The organism is Streptomyces sp. NPDC050504 (assembly GCF_044458065.1).
In the GTDB taxonomy this organism is placed as follows: Bacteria; Actinomycetota; Actinomycetes; order Streptomycetales; family Streptomycetaceae; genus Streptomyces.
The window spans coordinates 370,558-388,389 of the sequence record NZ_JBITHO010000006.1; the positions used below are offsets into that span (position 1 = coordinate 370,558).

14 protein-coding genes and 2 pseudogenes are annotated in these 17,832 nt (G+C 73.2%); 9 read left to right on the forward strand and 7 right to left on the reverse strand.

Annotation, left to right across the window (positions count from 1 at the left end; genetic code table 11):
* Nucleotides 1-75: 75 nt before the first annotated feature.
* Nucleotides 76-558: a carboxymuconolactone decarboxylase family protein gene (locus tag ACIBNE_RS24380; RefSeq protein WP_399274870.1), complete on the forward strand. Its 483-nt coding sequence runs from the start codon at nucleotides 76-78 to the stop codon at nucleotides 556-558.
* Between the two features lie 9 nt (nucleotides 559-567).
* On the opposite strand, the gene ACIBNE_RS24385 is transcribed toward ACIBNE_RS24380, so the two are convergent.
* The 3 genes from ACIBNE_RS24385 to ACIBNE_RS24395 form a co-directional block, all read right to left on the reverse strand.
* Nucleotides 568-1,002 (reverse strand): VOC family protein, encoded by a 435-nt coding sequence (locus tag ACIBNE_RS24385; protein WP_399274872.1) that lies wholly within the window; start codon nucleotides 1,000-1,002, stop codon nucleotides 568-570.
* Between the two features lie 138 nt (nucleotides 1,003-1,140).
* Nucleotides 1,141-3,081, reverse strand: coding sequence for a hypothetical protein (locus tag ACIBNE_RS24390; RefSeq protein ID WP_399274874.1), 1,941 nt, complete (start codon nucleotides 3,079-3,081; stop codon nucleotides 1,141-1,143).
* A gap of 335 nt (nucleotides 3,082-3,416) precedes the next feature.
* Nucleotides 3,417-4,304 carry a LysR family transcriptional regulator gene (locus ACIBNE_RS24395; protein ID WP_399274876.1) on the reverse strand — a complete coding sequence of 296 codons (888 nt, stop codon included), beginning with the start codon at nucleotides 4,302-4,304 and terminating at the stop codon, nucleotides 3,417-3,419.
* A gap of 175 nt (nucleotides 4,305-4,479) precedes the next feature.
* On the opposite strand from ACIBNE_RS24395, the gene ACIBNE_RS24400 reads away from it, so the two are divergent.
* The 4 genes from ACIBNE_RS24400 to ACIBNE_RS24415 all read left to right on the forward strand — a co-directional run bounded on the left by ACIBNE_RS24400 (nucleotide 4,480) and on the right by ACIBNE_RS24415 (nucleotide 11,827).
* Nucleotides 4,480-5,310 (forward strand): EamA family transporter, encoded by an 831-nt coding sequence (locus tag ACIBNE_RS24400; RefSeq protein WP_399275419.1) that lies wholly within the window; start codon nucleotides 4,480-4,482, stop codon nucleotides 5,308-5,310.
* Between the two features lie 137 nt (nucleotides 5,311-5,447).
* On the forward strand, nucleotides 5,448-7,016 hold the full coding sequence (locus ACIBNE_RS24405) for an amidohydrolase (protein ID WP_399274877.1): 1,569 nt from the start codon (nucleotides 5,448-5,450) through the stop codon (nucleotides 7,014-7,016).
* Nucleotides 7,017-7,225: 209 nt separating this feature from the next.
* The gene (locus ACIBNE_RS24410) at nucleotides 7,226-9,520 is read left to right on the forward strand and encodes an LPXTG cell wall anchor domain-containing protein (RefSeq protein ID WP_399274879.1); all 2,295 of its coding nucleotides are present in this window, start codon (nucleotides 7,226-7,228) and stop codon (nucleotides 9,518-9,520) included.
* A gap of 87 nt (nucleotides 9,521-9,607) precedes the next feature.
* Entirely contained in the window at nucleotides 9,608-11,827 is a 2,220-nt protein-coding gene (locus ACIBNE_RS24415) for a hypothetical protein (protein ID WP_399274881.1), read from the forward strand.
* A 144-nt stretch (nucleotides 11,828-11,971) separates the two neighbouring features.
* On the opposite strand, the gene ACIBNE_RS24420 is transcribed toward ACIBNE_RS24415, so the two are convergent.
* Nucleotides 11,972-12,859, reverse strand: a complete 888-nt coding sequence (locus tag ACIBNE_RS24420; RefSeq protein ID WP_399274883.1) for a GyrI-like domain-containing protein — start codon at nucleotides 12,857-12,859, stop codon at nucleotides 11,972-11,974.
* A 198-nt stretch (nucleotides 12,860-13,057) separates the two neighbouring features.
* On the opposite strand from ACIBNE_RS24420, the gene ACIBNE_RS24425 reads away from it, so the two are divergent.
* Nucleotides 13,058-13,405 (forward strand): VOC family protein, encoded by a 348-nt coding sequence (locus tag ACIBNE_RS24425; RefSeq protein ID WP_399274885.1) that lies wholly within the window; start codon nucleotides 13,058-13,060, stop codon nucleotides 13,403-13,405.
* Between the two features lie 12 nt (nucleotides 13,406-13,417).
* A complete protein-coding gene (locus ACIBNE_RS24430) occupies nucleotides 13,418-14,332 on the forward strand; it encodes a LysR family transcriptional regulator (protein ID WP_399274887.1) in 915 nt (304 codons plus the stop codon).
* Nucleotides 14,333-14,478: 146 nt separating this feature from the next.
* Here ACIBNE_RS24430 and ACIBNE_RS24435 read toward each other — a convergent pair whose 3' ends face one another.
* Together ACIBNE_RS24435 and ACIBNE_RS24440 are read right to left on the reverse strand one after the other, a co-directional pair.
* Nucleotides 14,479-14,802: a hypothetical protein gene (locus ACIBNE_RS24435; protein WP_399274889.1), complete on the reverse strand. Its 324-nt coding sequence runs from the start codon at nucleotides 14,800-14,802 to the stop codon at nucleotides 14,479-14,481.
* 369 nt (nucleotides 14,803-15,171) lie between these two features.
* Nucleotides 15,172-15,267, reverse strand: a pseudogene (locus ACIBNE_RS24440) (MerR family transcriptional regulator); the annotation flags it as partial.
* On the opposite strand from ACIBNE_RS24440, the pseudogene ACIBNE_RS24445 reads away from it, so the two are divergent.
* Nucleotides 15,268-15,507, forward strand: a pseudogene (locus tag ACIBNE_RS24445) (hypothetical protein); the annotation flags it as partial.
* Nucleotides 15,508-15,582: 75 nt separating this feature from the next.
* Here ACIBNE_RS24445 and ACIBNE_RS24450 read toward each other — a convergent pair.
* Complete coding sequence (locus tag ACIBNE_RS24450; protein WP_399274891.1) at nucleotides 15,583-17,019, reverse strand: S41 family peptidase; 1,437 nt, start codon at nucleotides 17,017-17,019, stop codon at nucleotides 15,583-15,585.
* A gap of 215 nt (nucleotides 17,020-17,234) precedes the next feature.
* Here ACIBNE_RS24450 and ACIBNE_RS24455 point away from each other — a divergent pair, with 215 nt between their 5' ends.
* On the forward strand, nucleotides 17,235-17,804 hold the full coding sequence (locus ACIBNE_RS24455; RefSeq protein ID WP_399274893.1) for a YciI family protein: 570 nt from the start codon (nucleotides 17,235-17,237) through the stop codon (nucleotides 17,802-17,804).
* Nucleotides 17,805-17,832 lie beyond the last annotated feature (28 nt).

Sequence of the window (17,832 nt, forward strand, 5' to 3'; positions counted from 1 at the left end):
AGACACGGAAGGCACAGAAGGCACAGAAGGCGCAGAAGACGCGGGAAGCGCGGGAAGCGCGGAAGGGGAGCGGTGATGGACATCGACATTCCGGCGGGCAAGGACGCCATCGCGTACGTCTGGGGCGAGATGGTCCCGGAGATCGGCGCCGCCGCGTCGGCGTTCTCGCTCGCGGTGTACGCCCATTCCTCGCTGGGGCTGCGGGAGTTCGAGGCGGCCCGGTTGCGCGTCGCGCAGCTCAACGGCTGCGCGTTCTGCCTGGACTGGCGTACCGAGAAGGACGGGGTGAAGGTCGAGGAGGGGTTCGCCGACGCGGTGGCGGCGTGGCGCACCACGGAGGCGTTCGACGAACGGACGCGGCTGGCGGCGGAGTACGCCGAGCGGTACGTCGCGGACCACCACGGTATCGACGGGGAGTTCTGGTCGCGGATGACCGCTCGGTACAGCCAGGCCGAGATCGTCGAGCTGAGCATGTCCATCGGCTCGTGGCTGGCGTTCGGCCGGCTCAACCACGTCCTGGGGCTGGACGCGATGTGCACGCTGCCGACGCGGCGGTGAGCGGGCGCGTCAGCGTTCGGAGAGCGGTGCCGGTGCTTCCTGGAGCACCCACCCGTTGCCGTCCGGGTCCGTGAAGAAGGCGAAGGCGTTCCAGGTGTCGCCCCTGCCGGGCTCCCAGGCGCCGGACTCTCCGACGTGCTGGACCTCCGAGACGGGGACGCCCCGGTCGGCCAGCTCGGCGCGGGCCCCGGCGATGTCGGTCACGCACATCTGCACGCCCTGCAGCGTCCCGGGCGCCATCTGCCCGACCCCGGGCGCCGACGGCACCCCGGAGGTCAGGGCGAGCGAACAGCGCGAGCCGGGCGGGGTGATCTGGATGATCCGGACTCCGGGGGCCACCTGCTGGTCCAGGTCGACCTTGAAGCCGCACTTGTCCGCGTAGAACTCCTTGGCCCGGTCCATGTCGGACACGGGGACCACGACGACCTCGACGGTGTATTCCATGCTCTCCTCGCTCTCCTCCAGGGTTCCTTCGATGGTGCCCGGCTTCCGGCCGCGGCGCAGCCCCGGCGGCGACGCCCGTCGCCGCCGCCGGTCCCCCCGTACGGGAATCGCCCCCTGTCCCGGGATCTGCCCGGGGACCTACGCGGTCGGCCGCCGTTGGAGGAGAAGGGCGCCGAGGGCCGCGTGCCCCCTGCTCAGCCGTCTGAAGTACGTGGCCCGGCTGAGGTGCAGGTCGCGCGCCACCTGGTGGTGGGTGCAGCCCGGGCGGAAGTAGTACGCCCGCAGGATCGCGCCCGCCTCCGCGTCGGCCCGCTCCTCGCTCCCGGCCAGCTCCCGTACGGCCTCGTGCAGCCGGTCCTGGAGGGTGCGGGCGTCCGGGATGCCCGGCAGGCCCACCAGGGGGTTGTCGGCGAGCGCCCCCAGGTTCCCGATCCGCCCGAGGGCCCGCGCGACAAGCATGTCGACCTGCGGTACGGCTCCGGGCGGCGCGCCCTGGTCCGGGCCGCCGAGGCCCGCCAGCCAGCCGGGCAGGGACGCGGCTCTGAAGTCGTGGCTGTAGACGCGGGGCCGCCGACCGCAGCGGTACACGTCGTCGCGGGTGGCGCCGTGCTCGGAAAATCGCAGCCGTCCCATCAGCTGCTGGTAGTCACCGCTGGTCGTGGAGACCACCAGGTGCTCGCGGCTGGTGGCGTTCTTGAGGATGTGCCGCAGGATGCGGGCGTGCGTGCCCCGGTCCGCGCTGTACGCGGCACCGAGGAACAGCGCGCCCGGTCCCGTGGCCGCCGAGACCGGCTCGGCGTGCTGCTGGAGCAGGGGCTCCACGCACTGCGCGGCGTTTTCGCCCATGGGGGCGAGATAGGTGAGGCCGACGGGGGTCCCCTCACGGTCGCGGGCCACGTGGAATCCGGATATTCCGGTGTCGAGCCAGGTCTCGGTGAGCCGTTCCGAGCGGCGCCTGTCGAATCCGTTGGTGAGCGTCCAGGCGTGCATGAGGCGGCCTATGTCGTCCGCGTCGCCCAGGTTCGCGGGCGCGATGCGGGCGGGCGTGTCGGCCGTGGGGAAGAGCGTCGCGCGCAGCATCGGGTCGCCGGAGAGGAAGAGCCCCTGTTCGACGAGGTCCGCGCGGCCTCCCGGATGCTGTTCGCGCACGAGCAGTTCGCGGCGGTAGCGCGCGGCGCGGTCCTGGGCGCTGCGGTGGGCGACGGGTTTGCGCCACTGGTAGGCCAGCTCGATGACGGTGCGGTACGGCTCAAGCACGGTGAGGCCGAGCGGTCCGCAGCCGACCACGCTGAGGTCGGCGAGCGAGGTGAACAGCCCGGGTCCGGTCCCCAGCAGGTGCTCGTCGCCGGAGCCGACGGTGGCGAGTCTGCGCAGCACGTACAGGCTCTGTCTGCCGGGCAGTTCGCGCTCCAGGCGGGTGAGTATCTCGGTGGCCACCCGGTCGGCCACGGCTCCGGGCGCCGCCGCGGGCACCCCGTGGTGCAGGGCGCGGCAGGCAGCGGCGGCGAGCAGCGGGACGCCGCCCGACAGGAGCCCGACGAGCGCCTGCTCCTCGGGGGAGGTGACACCGAGGGCCGCGGCCCGGTCCAGGACGGCCCGCTCGGTGCTGGGTGCCACGGCGACGTCCGCCATGGCCGTGTCCGCCCAGGCGCACTGCGCCCGCAACGGACGGCGGCTGATGAGCAGGGTGCGGTGGGGCTGTCGGCGCAACCCGTCGAGGGCGCGGCGCGCCCGTTCCGCGCGACCCGGGCCGTCCACGCTGTCGAGGACCAGCGGCCCCGGTTCGTCGCCGTCCGCGTACGCGCGCAGGCGCTGCGCCGCGTCGGGGCGGGCGAGGTCGATCAGTAAGGCCCCTTCGAGGGGGCTCCCGCGCCCCGGTGCGCGGGCCGTCGCCCGCTCGGCCAGCCAGGTCTTGCCGATTCCCGGCGGCCCGGTCAGATTGACCAGCGCGTGCCCGTCCAGCGCCGCCGCCAACTCCGGACACGTGTCGGTGGATTCACCGCCCGGCGCCGATCCGCCGCCGTTGCCCGGACAGTCCGTCTCCCCCTCGGCGCGCCCCTCTTCACCCGCTTCTCTCACGCGGTTGCCGTCCCCCTCGCCTCTCGCACAGTCCGCATCACCGACTCGTGTCACAACCAGACCCCTTTGCCGCACACGCCCGTCAGACCCCCCTGGCCCCAGTGGTGTTGGCGCCCGACGATACCCACCGAAACCCGCCGCAGCCAGACATCAACCCGCCAGGTCACAGCGACGGTTGAGACAGTCCCGAGACCCATCGGGGCGAGCACGCGGACAGCGCGGCCCGGCGGGCGGAGCGGGTCCGCGCGCACGTCGAGTGTCCGCACACAACGGGTGGCCGTACTGCGGTGAGTCACACAGCATCGAGTCGCACGGCGGTGAGTCGCACCGCGGTCTCACTTCGCGTCGGGCTCGGCCGGGATGCCGAGGGCCGTGAGGAAGGCGGTCGCCGCGGGGGTTCGGTGGGCGTGGCTCCACACCGCGTACTCGATGCGGCTCGGAGCGTCGGTGACCTCGACGGTGGTGACCCCGGCGAGCCGGGTGACGTACGCGGCGGGGAGCATCGCGACGCCGAGGCCCTGGCCGACCAGCCGGGCCAGGAAGTCCGCGTTGGTCACCTCGAAGGCGACGTCACGGGTGAGTCCGGCGGCCGAGAACGCCTGGTCGGACTGGACGCGCCCGGCCGTCCTGGCGGGCAGGTCGACGAACACCTCGGCGGAGAGCCTGCGCAGGTCGACCGCCTGCTCCCGGGCGAGGGGGTGGTCGGGCGCGACGACGGCGACGAGGCGGTCCCTGGCCAGTTCGTGTGCGTGGACGCCCTCGGGCCGCGCCGTGGTGGGCAGCCCGATGAAGGCCACTTCGACGGCGCCCTCGCGCACGTGCTCCACCAGTTCTTCGCTCGCGCCCACGCGCAGGCTGATGCGCACGTCCGGGTACGTGTCGTGGAAGTCGCGCAGCGCGCCCGCGACGTCGACGGCGGCGACCGAGGGGATCAGGCCGACGGCCAGCCGACCGCGCACCTCGCCCACGGCCGCGGCGACTTCGGCGGCCGCGCGCCCGGCGGCCTCCAGGCACTGACGGGCTGCCGGGAGGAACGCGGCCCCGGCCGCGGTCAGTCGCACGCGGCGGCTGGTGCGCTCAAAAAGCCTCGCGCCCAGTTCCTTCTCCAGGCGGGCTATTTGATGGCTGAGGGCGGACTGGACGACGTGGCACCGCTCGGCGGCGCGCGTGAAGCTGTCCGTCTCGGCGACGGCGACCACGTAGCGCATCTGCTGGAGCTCCATCGATCCATCGTGGATCCAGATCGATCACGTGACAAGCATGTGTTGGACTCATGGATCGGCGCCGGACGAGACTTCCCCCATGACACGTCCAGCAACACCGCTCGCCGCAACGGGAGTTGATACAGGCTCCCCCTCCGGCGGCCCGGCCCTCACGTTCCTCACCGCCCTGGCCCCGATGGCCTGGGGCACCACTTACGTCGTCACCACCGAGCTCCTGCCGCCGGGGCATCCGCTCTTCGCGGGGCTGATGCGCGCGCTGCCCGCCGGCCTGGTCGCGCTGGCGATCGGCCGGACACTGCCGCGCGGGGCGTGGTGGGGCCGGGCCGCGGTGCTCGGCGTGCTGAACATCGGGCTGCTCTTCCCCCTGTTGTACGTCGCGGCCGAACGCCTGCCCGGCGGGGTCGCCGGGACCTTGGCCGCCGCGCAGCCGCTCGTCGTGGCGCTCCTGGCCGTGGCCGTCCTCCGTGAACGGCTCTCCCTCTGGCGGCTCGCCTGGGGCGCGGCGGGCGTCGCGGGGGTCGGCCTGGTGGTGACGGGCCCCGCCGCGTCCTTCGACTCCGTCGGGGTGGTGGCGGGACTCGCGAGCGCGGCCTCGATGGCGCTCGGAGTGACGCTCACCAAGCGCTGGGGCCGTCCTGCCGGAGTCGGCCCCACCGCGCTCGCGGCCTGGCAGCTCACGGCGGGAGGCCTGTTCCTGGTGCCGGTCACGTTCCTCTTCGAGGGGGCGCCGCCGACGATCGACCCGGACGGCGCGCTCGGCTACCTGTGGATGGGGCTGGTCGGCGGTCTGCTCTCGTTCGCCCTGTGGTTCCGCGGCATCGGCGCGCTGCCCGTCGGCTCCGTCTCGGTGCTCGTACTGCTCTCGCCGCTGGTCGCGGCGGTGCTCGGGACCGTACTGCTCGGCCAGACGCTGGGGCCGGTCCAGCTCGTGGGGTTCGGGATCTGCCTCGCCGCCATCGTCGCGGCGCAACTGCCCGCGCCCACGCCCGGCCGCGCCGGAACCTGAGCGCCGCCCGGAGCCCGCGGCCGGAGCACGGCGGCCCATTGCGGAGCGGGGCCGACCGTCCTTACGATCACCGCGCACGCGTCCTGACCGGCCCGCCCGAAGCGCCCCGCCGCGCCCGCACCCTCCCGGGAGACCACGTGCTCGACCTCAAGCTGACGAACGCCCGCATCCGCACCATGGACGGCCGCCGTCCCACGGCTACGGTCCTCGGGGTGTGGCGGGGCCGGATCGTCGGGCTCGACGAGGAGGTCGCACACCTCCCGGCCCGCCGCGAGGTGGACCTGCGGGGCGCGACCGTGCTGCCCGGGTTCGTGGACGCCCACGTCCACCTGGCGTGGGCCGGGCTCAAGGCGCGCACCCCCAGCGTGGCCGCCGGACGCACCGCGGCCGACGTCCTGGCCCTGATCCGCACGGCTGCCGCGGCCGCCCCGCGCGACGGCTGGCTCGACGTCGCCGGGTACGACCAGCGCCGCATCGGCCGCGAGCTCACCGCGGCCGAGCTGGACGCGGCCGGGGGCGGGCGCCGCACCATCGTCACGCACGACTCGGGGCACGCCTGCGTGGTGAGCGGTTCCGTGCTCGCGATGCTGCCCGAGGGCACGCGGCACAGGGACGGGGTGCTCGCCGAGTCGGGCATGGCGGCGGTCCGCGCGCTGCGCATGCCGTACACGCGGGACGAACTGGCCCGTGCCGTCGAGCACGCGGCGGGCGTCTGCGTCTCCGAGGGCGTCACCGCCTGCGCTGAGGCGGGCATCGGCGGTGGCCTGATCGCCCACAGCCCGGCGGAGGCCGCCGCGTACCAGCTGCTGCGCGCGGGGGGCCGGCTTCCGCTGCGGGTCCAGCTGATGGTGGCGTCCTCGGCGCTGCACCCGCTCGCGGGCCACCCGTCCGACGGGCCGCAGTGGGGCCTCGACCTGGGGCTGCGCGGCGGCTTCGGCGACGACCGGCTCTCCCTGGGCGCGCTCAAGGTGTTCACGGACGGCGGCATGATGCCCCGCACGGCGGCGCTCACCGAGCCGTACGAGGGCCTGGACCACGGCGGCGAACTCTACGCGGACGAGGAAGAGTTGACCGACACGATCGTGCGGGGCCACCTCGCGGGCTGGCAGCTCGCCGTGCACGCCATCGGGGACCGCGCGGTCGACGTGACCCTGCGGGCGCTGCGCGAGGCCCAGCGCGCGCTGCCGCGCCCCGACGCGAGGCACCGGGTCGAGCACGCGGGGCTCGTACGCCCCGACCAGTTGCCGCTCTTCGCCGAGCTGGGTCTGACCGCCGTGGTGCAGCCGTCGTTCCTCTGGTACCTCGGCGACGACTACGCGCCGCTGATGGGCGAGCGGCGCGCGCCCTGGCTCTACCGGGGGCAGGGCTTCCTCGACCACGGCGTCGCCCTCGCGGGCAGCTCCGACCGCCCGGTCACCGACGGCGCGCCCCTGCGCGCGGTCCAGGTGATGGTGCAGCGCGCCTCCGCCACGGGCCTGCCGATCGGCCCCAAGGAGGCGATGGGCGTCCACGACGCGCTGTACGCGTACACCATGGGCGGGGCGTACGCCTGCCGCCGCGAGGAGGAGCTGGGCAGCCTGAGCGCGGGCAAGTGCGCCGACTGGGTGGTGCTGGACGAGGACCCCTGCGAGGTGCCGGTGGAGCGGATCGGGGACGTGGCGGTGCTCTCCACGCACGTGGCGGGCGAGCAGGTGTACGCGGCCTGAAGGCCGGTCGCGCGCGGCGCCCCGGCCCGTAGGTGCGTTCGGGTGGTTGACCGCGCCGACCGGGTGGCCCGGTACGCGTGCCGCCGCCGACGAGGTGCGTGCGGGTGCGAGTTTGCACCCAGCGCCCGCCGCGCCCGCCGTGGCACGCACGGGTGCTCCCCGTCGGCCGCGGACGCCGACCGGAGATCCCTTCGCGAGAGGCGTCGTACGTGATCCGTCGTCATCAGCCGGGCACCCGTCCGGCCCGCACCCTGTTGTTGCCCCTGACGGGGGCGTGCGCGGCCGCGGCCCTCGTCGCCGCGGTGCCGGTTGCGGCGACCCCCGTCCATCCTTCGGCGCTGCGCGGTGCGGGAACCCAGCGGCCGATCGGCCCCGACCCCGTCGTCACCCTGCTCACGCACGGCAACCTGACGATGGCCTCCAACTCGGTGCTGACCTGCGATTCGAGCGACGGAACCGTCTGTTCCGACACCGAGGGCACCAACAACGGCCGGACGATGTTCGTCAAGTCCGACCCCGACGCCCCCGGCCCCAACGCCTCGTCGGCGCAGTTGACCATCCCCGCCGGAGCCACCGTGCTGTCCGCGCGGCTGTACTGGCAGTTCAACCCGACGGGCACGAGCACGAACGGCACGTCGGGCGACCTCGACAAGGGCAACGAGGTGTCCTGGAAGGTACCGGGCGCCTCCGGCTACCAGCGGATCACTGCCGACACCTACGACTACTTCGACCAGAAGGTCGGCGGCACGCCGCCGGAGCCGCTGATGGCGGCCGGTGCCGTCAAGGACGTCACCGCCGAGGTCAAGGCCGCGGGCGCGGGGAACTACACCGTCGCCGACATCCAGTCCTGCAGCGGCCGGTCGTCCGCCCAGAACCACGGCGGCAACAACGTCGGCTGCTGGGGCGGCTGGTCCCTGGTCGTCGCCTACGAGTCCAGTGCGGAACCCCTGCGCTACCTCCAGGTCTGGGACGGCTACCAGCTGCTGCGCGACCCGAACAACCTCACCACCCTCACCATGGGCGGCATCCGCACCCCGGCGGGCGGGCCGCCGAAGGCCACCATGGGCGTCACGCTCGGCGACGGCGACGCGCCGATCGCGGGCGACCAGGCCCTGGTCGGCTCCGACTCGGACAACCTCACCGAGCTGCTGATGCCGGGGCCGAACGGCATCACCGGCGACAACGCCTTCACCAGCCGCATCGACCGGGTCGCGCCCGACGGCAGCGGCACCAACATCACCGACCGGGACCCGAACCCGGTCAACAACTACGGCTACGACGCCCGCATGATCGACGTCACCGGCAAGATCCCGGCGGGCAGCACCCAGGCCCTGCTGCGGATCAACGGCGCGGGCGACGCCCTGCACCCCCAGGCGCTCTGGCTCGCCCTGGAGGCCCGCGAGCCCGACCTCAGGCTCACCAAGGCCAACGACCCGGCCGGCGAGACCGACGACACCCCGCCGGGCCTCGTCGACCCGGACGGCACCATCACCTACACCTTCACGCTCACCAACGAGCACGCCGACGGCACCACGGCCGACCTCGACACCGCGACCGACGTCACCCTCACCGACCGGATCCCGGACGGCACCAGCTTCGTCGAGGGCTCCGGCGACTCCTGCACCGCGAGCGGGTCGACCGTCACCTGCACGGCCGCCGACCTCGCCCCGGGCGCGAGCAGGACCGTGTCGTTCAAGGTGAAGGTGGCCCCGGGCACGGCGCCCGGCTCGAAGCTGGACGACACCGCGAGCGTGTCCTTCAAGGGCGCGCAGACCGGTCGCTCCCAGGAGCGCGACAGCAACACGGTGCGCAACACGGTGGCGGCCAAGCCGGCCTACACCGTGGTGAAGTCCGCCGACCGCACCGAGGCGGAGGAGGGGGACAAGGTCACGTACCAGGTCGACGTCACCAACACCGGCAACGCGCCGCTGGACGCGCTGACGGTCACCGACGACCTGAGCGACGTGCTCGACGACGCGGTGTACAACGACGACGCCACCGCCACCGTCGGGGACCCCGTGTACACGGCCCCGAACCTCAGGTGGACCGGCGACCTGGCCGTCGGTGGGACCGTCCGTCTGACGTACAGCGTGACCGTCAAGGACCCGGTGACGGGCGACAAGAAGCTGACCAACGTCGTCACCGGCGACAAGCCCGGCGGCAACTGCCCCACCGGAAGCAGCGACCCGTCCTGCACCGCCACGGTCGATGTCACCGTCCCCCAGCCGAGCCCGTCCCCCTCGCCCTCACCTTCTCCCTCGCCTTCCCCTTCGCCCTCCCCGTCCCCTTCCACCAAGCCCTCCCCGACGCAGTCCCCTTCGCCGACGCCCGAGCCCACCACGGAGCCCTCGCCCACGGTGAAGCCGTCGCCGGGGCCCGACGGCGGTGAGCTGCCCGACACCGGCAGTGTCGCCGCGCAGACCGCCGCCGTCGCGGGGGCCACCCTGGCGTTCGGCGCCGCGCTCGTCTTCACCGTGCGCCGCCGGGCCCGCCGGGGCCGCTGAACGGCACACCGCAGGACGGCGCGGCTCTGACCGCCGCGTTCGAAAACCCGCATGCGTCCCGTCGAACACCTCTGGGACCATGCGGGTATGTCCCACCCTCTGGAACCCCTGGTGGTCCGCCACACCCTCCGTGTGCCCGCACCTTCCGGACCCGGCCGCCCGGCCGGGTCCGAGGGGCAGGGCGCGGCCGCAGCACGGCAGTTCGACACGGCGCTGATGTCCGTGGGGTTCAAACTCTCGGCCGACCTGCTGGAGCACCTGTCGGAGCTGCCCGGGGCCGTGGTGGCCGACACCGCGGCCCGGACGCTGGACACCGTGCGCCGCATGGTGGGCGACCACGTGCGGCACAACGTCTACTTCGTGGACTTCCCGGCCAACGTGCCGGACACCCACGACTTCTGGGCGGAGTGCGTCCTGCGGGCGCTCGTCGACGACACCGCGCGCGAGGGCACGCTCCCCGTGCTCTTCGACGGCCTGGTGAACCTGCTGGCCCTCCCGGCGTACGGCACGTACCAGCACACGTACACCGAGATGCTCGCCGCGCACGACGAACTGATCGTGGACGCCGGCGACCGCGTCACCCTGCTGCACCTGGGCGGGCCCGTGGAGGCCGAGGCCACCGCCCTCTACCTGGCCCTGGCAGGCAGCACCACGCCGCTCGGCAACGAGGACCTGCGCGACCTGGCGGTGCTCGCCGAGCACCGCGCGGCCGGTCCCCAGCCCGCTCAGATCCCGGTCAGGGAGAACCGCGCCGTCGTCAACCGGGCCCGGTTCGACGCGGGCGCCGACCTGCTCCTGGACACGGTCACCGATGTGCTCCGGCTCGCCTGCGCGCTGTCGGGCGGCGACGTGACGCTGCTGGAGCCGACCCGGTTCCGTTCGCTGTCCCGCCGGGACCGCCGGGCGCTGCTCGCGGGGCTCGACTCCGTCGTGGCGCACTCCCCCGGCAGGCTCGCCGACGTCCACGCGCACCGCGAGGCGTTCAAGCGCCTCGGTGAGCGGCTGCACGCCCACGAGTACGCGGCGCGCTGGCCGCACGCGGCCCGGGTGTTCGCCGTCGCCCGGGGCGAGGCCGAGGCGAGGTCCTTCGACGGCCGCGTCGAGGAACTGCTCGGCGCGGGCGACGTCACGGGGGCGGCCCGGCTGCTCGCGGGCGCGCCGGGCAAACTACTGCGCGCGCTGGACCGCCTGCTGTGCGCGTGCGCCACGCAGGAGGAGCGCGACGCCGTGACGACCGCAGCGGAACAGGTGCTCCCGCAGGCCTCCGGGCGGGTCCTGCTGTCGGTGCGCGAGCACCTGCACAACCGCGCGGACGGCGACCGCGCGAACAGCGACCGTGCGGACAGTGCGGCGCGGCGCGTCTTCGTCAACCGCACGGGCCGCGCCTGGGTCACGCCCGACACCCGGCCGCCGGTGCCCGCGCCGGAGCGCGAGCGGCTGATCGCCGCGCTCGACGCGGAGACGGCCCGCCGTCTGCCCGACCCAGGACACCTCTTGATCGACCCCGACGTCCTCGACGTGGCCCTGCCGCTCAGCGGCAAGGCGACGACGGCCGGACTCGGGGTGCTGCCGCGCGGCTCGGCATCGCCCGTGGAGGGCGAGCTGCTGCGGTTCTTCACGTACTGGAAGCAGGCCAGTCGCGACACCGACTTCGACCTGTCGGGGCTCGTTCTGAACGAGGCGTACGAGACCGTCTGCTGGCTGTCGTACACCTCGCTCACCGAGGTCGAGGGCGTGCACTCCGGCGACATCACACAAGCACCCGACGGCGCGTCGGAGTTCATCGACCTGCGGCTCGGCGCCGTGCGCGGCACGTACGTCGTACCGCAGGTCAACATCTACGCGGGCGAGGGCTTCGAGGACGTCGAGGAGTCGTTCTTCGGCTACATGCTGCGCGACGGCGAACAGCGGGGGCGCCCCTTCGAGGCGCGCACGGTGCGCATGAAGTCGGAACTGCGCGGGCCCGGCAGGGTCGCGCTGCCGCTGGTGTTCGTCCGCGGAAAGGACGGCGGCTGGCACGCGAAGTGGCTGCACCTGCACCTGAAGGGCAGACCGCACTCCAACCGGGTGGAGGAGAACCGGGTGTCCGTAGCGACGCTGGTGCGCGGCATCGTCGAACGCGAGCGGCTGACCGTCCGGTACCTCACCGGCCTGATGGCCGGCCGTGCCACGGCCACGACGCTGTGGGACGGCACGGCGGTGCCGGACGGCCCCGTCACGTACGTCGGCCTGGAGCGTCCTGAGGGGTTGCACCCGGACTCCCGGATCATCACGCCGGAAAACCTGCGCGACCTGATCCCGGGGTGACTGCTACGGTTTGCCCCGGGCGAGGCCATGAACGGGCTTCCTTCTCACCTTCCTGCAAAGAATTAGTCCCTTCGCTTTCCTCGTCCCTTCGACGTCACGCCGACTGCCCCTCCTGAGGGGCAGTCGGCGTCGTCGTTCCCCGGGTCAGTCGGCGAAGACCGCCGCTCGGCCCTGTTCCCGCTCCACCGGCAGCCACAGCTCGGCGTCTGCCTCGGCGCCGCCCGGCGCCATGGTCACGCGCAGGATCTCCGGGCCTGGCCTGCTGCGGTACGGGTTGGAGGGGAACCACTCGGTGAAGGCGTCCCGCCACAGTTCCTGGATGGCCTGCGGCGCGGGTCCTGAGACGGTGAAGACCGCCCAGGTGCCCGCCGGAACGGACAGCGTGGCCGTGCCTTCGGGCGCGGGCTCCGCGGTCACGACCCCGTGGTAGTAGTCCAGTTCGGTGCCCTCGGCGCGGCTGGGGTCCAGGTCGTCGCAGACCGCGACGATGCCCTGCGGCTCCTGGTCCGACAGCTTCGCCAAGCGCTCCACGAGCCGTGGGTCGATCCCCCGGACGAAGTCGACGATCGCCCGGTTGGGCCCCGAATGCACCAACGGCACCCTGGCCTTGGGGCCGACGACGGTGAATGCGGTCCTGTCCACCACGCGGTATCGCATGCTGCTGCTCCCTTCGACGGTGAGGCGGAAGGTCAACCGGGCCTGGGAGACGAGCTCGGTGCCGGTGCACCGGGCCTCGCCCGGTCCCACGCCGTGCATGGCGCGGAACGCCCTGGCGAACGCCTCGCCCGAGCCGTATCCGTACCGCACCGCGATCTCCAGCAGCGACGCGTCCCCCGCCAGCACCTCGGCGCCCGCGACGGTCAGCCGCCTGCGCCTGACGTACTCCGACAGCGGCATCCCCGCGAGCGCGGAGAACATCCGGCGCAGGTGGTACTCCGAGGTCGCGGCGCGGCGCGCCAGCTCGGCCGGGTCGATGTCCCGGTCCAGGCGGCTCTCGATGTACTCCAGGGTCTGGTTCAGCCGGTCCAGCACGCCCGGTCACCTTCCTCTTGTTCCTCTTGTTCCTCTTGACTGCGATCACCACGGTAGGCAGTGCGCCCGCTGCCCGACCCGACATCCTGTGCCCGATGAAGTCGGGTCCGGGCGGGCGGCGGACGTCGAGGCGTCCCGAGGTCGATAATCATGGGGAACCACAGTTCGAAAACCGGTCCCGTGCGTTTGGAGTATTCGATGGTTGTTCGCCGTGTCGTGCCCAACGTCCGCTCGGAGGCCGTGGAGGAGAGCCGGGACTTCTACGGCCTGCTCGGCTTCGAGGAGGTCATGAACCACGGCTGGATCATGACTCTCGCCTCCCCGACGGCCCCGGCCGCGCAGATCAGTTTCATGGCCGAGGACAAGACCGCGCCGGTCACCCCGGACATGAGCGTCGAGGTCGAGGACGTGGACGCGGTCTACGCGGCCGTCCGGGAGAGCGGCGCGGAGATCGTGCACCCCTTGCAGGACGAGGAGTGGGGCGTACGGCGCTTCTTCGTGCGCGACCCCAACGGCAGGGTGGTCAACGTGCTGGGGCACCGCTGAAGAGGGTGAACCGTGGATCTGCTCCAGTTGCGCCACTTCCAGACCGTCGCCCGCTACGAGCACATCAGCCGCGCGGCCGAGGAGTTGCGGGTCGCCCAGCCCTCGCTCAGCCGCACCATCGCGCGGCTGGAGGCCGAGCTGGGCACCCCGCTCTTCGACCGGCAGGGCCGCCGCATCCGGCTCAACCAGTACGGCGCCGTCTTCCTGCGGCACGTCGACCGCGCCCTGCGCGAGCTGGACGAGGGGTGCAGGGCGCTGCGCGAGGCGCGGGACACGGGACTCGGCCGGGTCGCCGTCGCCTCCGAGACCCTGCTGACGGTCACCGATCTCCTCGGCAGCTTCCGGGCCTCCCACCCCCGCGCCGACGTGCGCCTCTTCCAGTCGACCGCACAGGACATGGAGCGCAGGCTGCGTACGGGCGAGGTCGATTTCTGCGTGGCCTCGCAGCCGTTGACCGGCGCGCACCTCGAATCGGTCGAGCTGACCCGTGAGGAGGTGCTGCTTGCGGTGCCGCCGGGGCACTGGCTCGACGGGCGGGAGAGCGTGACGATCCCCGAGATCGCCGACGAGCCGTTCGTCACGACGCGCCCGGGACACTGGCAACGCGCGCTGCTCGACCGGCTGTTCGCCACCGAGGGGCTCGCCCCTGCGGTGTCCTGCGAGGGGGACGAGCCGGGCGCGAGCCAGAACATGATCAGCGCGGGTCTCGGCATCGGCCTCATCCCGGCGATCTCACGGCAGGTGGGGACGGAGACGAAGGTGCCGGTCGCATGGGTGCGGGTGGCCGCGGAGGACTGCTTCCGGGTGCTGAACCTGGTACGCAACCGCACGGCCCACCTGTCGGAAGCGGCCTTGCGGTTCCGGGAGTTCACGCTCGGCAAGCCCTTCGCGGCCCACTTCCCGTCCGGCACGCGAAGTGCCACCTAGCGTCTCTCCGTGCCCTCCCGCGGGGCCTTGGCGACGGTGGCGCTGTTCATCTGGCACGTCCCCGCCTCAGGGTCGCGTCCGGCCGTCGGCCGGGGCGTTCCCCGCTCGCCGGTCTCCCCGGCGGGCGGGGAAGAGCCCGTCGCGGGTCAGCAGTTGTTCAGGCCCACGATCCAGCTGAACGACCACACGGTGTGGCGTGTCACCTGGCCCGCCGGGGCGCTGAAACAGGTCGAGGAAACCTTGCCCACGCCGTCGACCCAGCGGACGGACACGTCATAGCCGCAGCCGTTGGTGAGCGTGAGGTAGCCGAGTCCGTCCGGGTTCGAGTGGCGGAACGTCACACAGCTCGGTGCGGTGCCCGTGCTCGTGACCGCCGCGGTGCTGGTGGCGGCTGCCGCGGGTACGGTGACGGCGCCCGCGAGGGCCAGACCACCGGCGATCCCGGCGAGGGCCTTGGCAGTACGGCGCATGAAGGTACCTCCTGAAGGTGAGTGACCGATACAAGCAAGGGATCGTAGGTACGCGCGGCGCCGCCGTGGGGCTCCCGTCGGCAGGCGGCGGGCGGTGAACCACACGGCACACGCCCGCCCGACCGGGCGTCGGCCGTGCCGATCAGTTGAGGTGCGGCACGCCAAGCGGAGGCGGCGGCCGTCGGTCCGCTTCGGCTCGCTCCCTGCGCGAACGACGACCGGTGGGGCCGTGCGCAAAGTCGGCCGGGTGCCTTCGTGCGGTCGGGCGGGTCCGGGCGCGCGGTCAGTCCGTTCCCCGGGAGAAGAGGGCACGACGAAGTCTCGCATCGCGGACGGCCGGTACGCGGACCGGGACCGGACACGACGGGGTCAGGCCGTCGGGTCCCAGAGGCCGCCCGCCTCGCCCCTGGCGAGGTGCTCGGCGTACACCCCCACCTTCCAGGCGATGACGGATCGGCACTCCTCACCGGTTACGACAAGTGGCTCGCCTACGGCCAGGCCAAGACCGCCAACAGCCTCTTCGCCGTACGCCTCGACGGGCTCGGCGGGCTCTACCTCGAAGACTGCGACGTGGCGCGCGCCGTGGCCGCCGACACGCCGATGGACGACGGCGGCGTCCGGGAGCACGCCGTCGACCCCGGGGCGGCCGTACGCCTCTGGGAACTGTCCGGCGCCGCGACGGGCGCCGCCCCGGTCATCCGCTAGGCACGGACGGCACGGGCCGCACAGGCGGGCGCCCGGCGGGCGGAGGTGCCCCCGGGCCGCCGGGGGCACCCGCGCTCAGCTCCTTCCGGGTTTCCCGCCGAGCACCTGCCGTGCCCGCGTCAGCGCCGAGTCGCGGCCGCCGTCCAACTCCTTCTCGGTGAACACCGGGGTCCGCAGGTGGGGCGGGATGCCGGGGCCGTCGAACGTACGCCCGTCGCGGTCCAGGTACTTCTCGTTCGGCACGACGGCGGTCCACTTCTCCGACACCGCGCGGATCATGATGTCCGAGAAGACCCCCTGGGTGTTCTCCCCGATCCTGGTCGCCTTCGGGCTCCGCCCGATCATGGCCTGGGTGAAGGTCTCCGCGGCGCTCTCCGAGCTGCCGCTGGTGAGGAGCGCGACGCCGCCGGTCCAGCGGGACGCGTCCGCGGGCCCGACCGTGATCGGTTGCGGGCGGGTGTAGCGGGTCGGGTCAAGCGGGTCGTTCCTGGCGACCTTGGTGTAAGCGGTGTACGCGCGGTCGGTGAGCCGGGCCGCGATCCTCAGCCCGAGCACGTCGTAGCCGCCGCCGTTGAGCCGGACGTCGATCACCAGGCCCCGCAGGGCTCGCGCGGGATCGGCGCCGGGGCCGGTACGACCGTCGAGCAGCGCGTCCAGGGCCCGGTCGAGCTCGGCCAGCTCCTGCCGGAACGTCCCGTCCTTCACGTACCCGCCGAAGCTGTCGACCCTGAAGTAGCCGATCCTTCCCGGTAGTTCACCCACGGCGAGCCGCCCTTCACCGAAGAGCCGCGGCGGTTCGACGAGTTGGCGCGCGATGGCGCGCCCCGTGCGTTCCCGCAGCTCGTCCGTGGCCTCCCGGGTGCCGGGGCGCAGTCCCGAGTGGACGAGCCTGCCGTCGTAGGCCAGCGCGGTGTGCGAGTCGTGCAGCGGCCGGATCATGGCGGTGAACATCCGCTGGAGCTGGGCGTCGGTGGTGCCGGGCGTGACACGGGCCCGGTAGCGGTCCCGCACGGCCTGCCAGTCGATGCCCTTCGCCGCGAAGAAGGGGTAGTTGTCGGCGAAGGTCTCCCAGAACCGGTCGAACACCGCGAGCGGCGCCTGGGACGCGGCCCGCCCGCACTGCTCGGGCAGCGCCGCGAGCCGCTTCAGGTGCCGTACGCCCACCGACTCCTCGACCTGCATGCGCGCGTGCCCGTGGGGCCGCGGGACGATGGTGAACGTGCCGTCCGCCCCGGCCTCGAAGCGCGTCGCGCCGCCGGGGCCCGGAGCGCCTACCTGGTCGGCGCTGGTGTAGCCGCGCACGCAACTGCCGCGCGTGGTGTCGTACATCGCGAGCTTTCCGCCCCCGATCGTCACGATCGTGCTGTACCCGTCCATGCGCCATGCGCCGTCCAGTCGGTCGCCGCTCCGGGCCGCCGCGGGCGTGGTCCCGGGGGCCGCGAGCGTCCCGGCGACCGCCAGTGCGAGCCCGGCGACGGCCGCACGGGCGGTCCGCCGTTTTCTGCCTGCCATGTACACCCTCCGATGCGTGGGTCGATGGCTCCGACGCTATGCGCGGCGCCCGGCCCCGCCATCGGCCGAAGCGGTCGAAGCGGCCCTACCAAAGACGGCGGATATCAGGGAAAGCGGGGACTCAGGACGTATCGACAGGAGTCGGTGGGCCTCGGAGCGCGCCCGGCCGTCAAGTCCGTTGAGACGACGGCCCGCGTCGGGCAGAGTCTGCCGACATGGAGTTCTTCTGCTACCACCGCGACCGGCCCGGCTCCCTCCCGCTGCGCGAGGAGCTGAACGAGGCGCACCTGTCCTACATGGACGGGTTCGCCAAGGGGATGATCGCGCGCGGTCCCACCTTCACCGACGGCGGCGGGACGCTGACCGGCAGCGTGCACGTCCTGGACCTGCCGGACACCGCGACCGCCCGCGCGTTCGCCTTCGACGAGCCCAACTACCAGGCGGGCGCGTACCGCGACGTGCTGCTGCGCCGGTGGGAGAACCTGCTCGGCCGTACGATGTGGGACTTTCCCGGCGGCCGCACCGCGGGCGACGGGTTCCTGGTCATCGGGCTCGGCGCGGGACGGCCGGTCGACCTCGCGCCGCCCGCCGACCGGGACGGCCTCGTCGCGTACGGTCCGCTGCTGGCCGACGACGGCACGACCTGGCTGGGCACCGCCGTACTGCTGCGGGCCGAGGACGCGGACGCCGCGCGTGCCGTGCTGACCGTCGAGGACTACGCGGCGGTCGAGGTCCACGAGTGGCGCTTCGGCGGGCGGCCCCCCGAGGACGAGGACGCCGGGTAGGAGAAGGGGAAACCCCGGCACGGCCGAC

What these genes read in the sequence shown, in the direction of transcription:
- ACIBNE_RS24385 (WP_399274872.1), bottom strand. Translation starts at nt 1,002, where the DNA reads ATGGAATACACCGTCGAGGTCGTCGTGGTCCCCGTGTCCGACATGGAC.
- ACIBNE_RS24435 (WP_399274889.1), bottom strand. Translation starts at nt 14,802, where the DNA reads ATGCGCCGTACTGCCAAGGCCCTCGCCGGGATCGCCGGTGGTCTGGCC.
- ACIBNE_RS24425 (WP_399274885.1), top strand. Translation starts at nt 13,058, where the DNA reads ATGGTTGTTCGCCGTGTCGTGCCCAACGTCCGCTCGGAGGCCGTGGAG.
- ACIBNE_RS24395 (WP_399274876.1), bottom strand. Translation starts at nt 4,304, where the DNA reads ATGGAGCTCCAGCAGATGCGCTACGTGGTCGCCGTCGCCGAGACGGAC.
- ACIBNE_RS24455 (WP_399274893.1), top strand. Translation starts at nt 17,235, where the DNA reads ATGGAGTTCTTCTGCTACCACCGCGACCGGCCCGGCTCCCTCCCGCTG.
- ACIBNE_RS24450 (WP_399274891.1), bottom strand. Translation starts at nt 17,019, where the DNA reads ATGGCAGGCAGAAAACGGCGGACCGCCCGTGCGGCCGTCGCCGGGCTC.
- ACIBNE_RS24415 (WP_399274881.1), top strand. Translation starts at nt 9,608, where the DNA reads ATGTCCCACCCTCTGGAACCCCTGGTGGTCCGCCACACCCTCCGTGTG.
- ACIBNE_RS24380 (WP_399274870.1), top strand. Translation starts at nt 76, where the DNA reads ATGGACATCGACATTCCGGCGGGCAAGGACGCCATCGCGTACGTCTGG.
- ACIBNE_RS24400 (WP_399275419.1), top strand. Translation starts at nt 4,480, where the DNA reads ATGGCCTGGGGCACCACTTACGTCGTCACCACCGAGCTCCTGCCGCCG.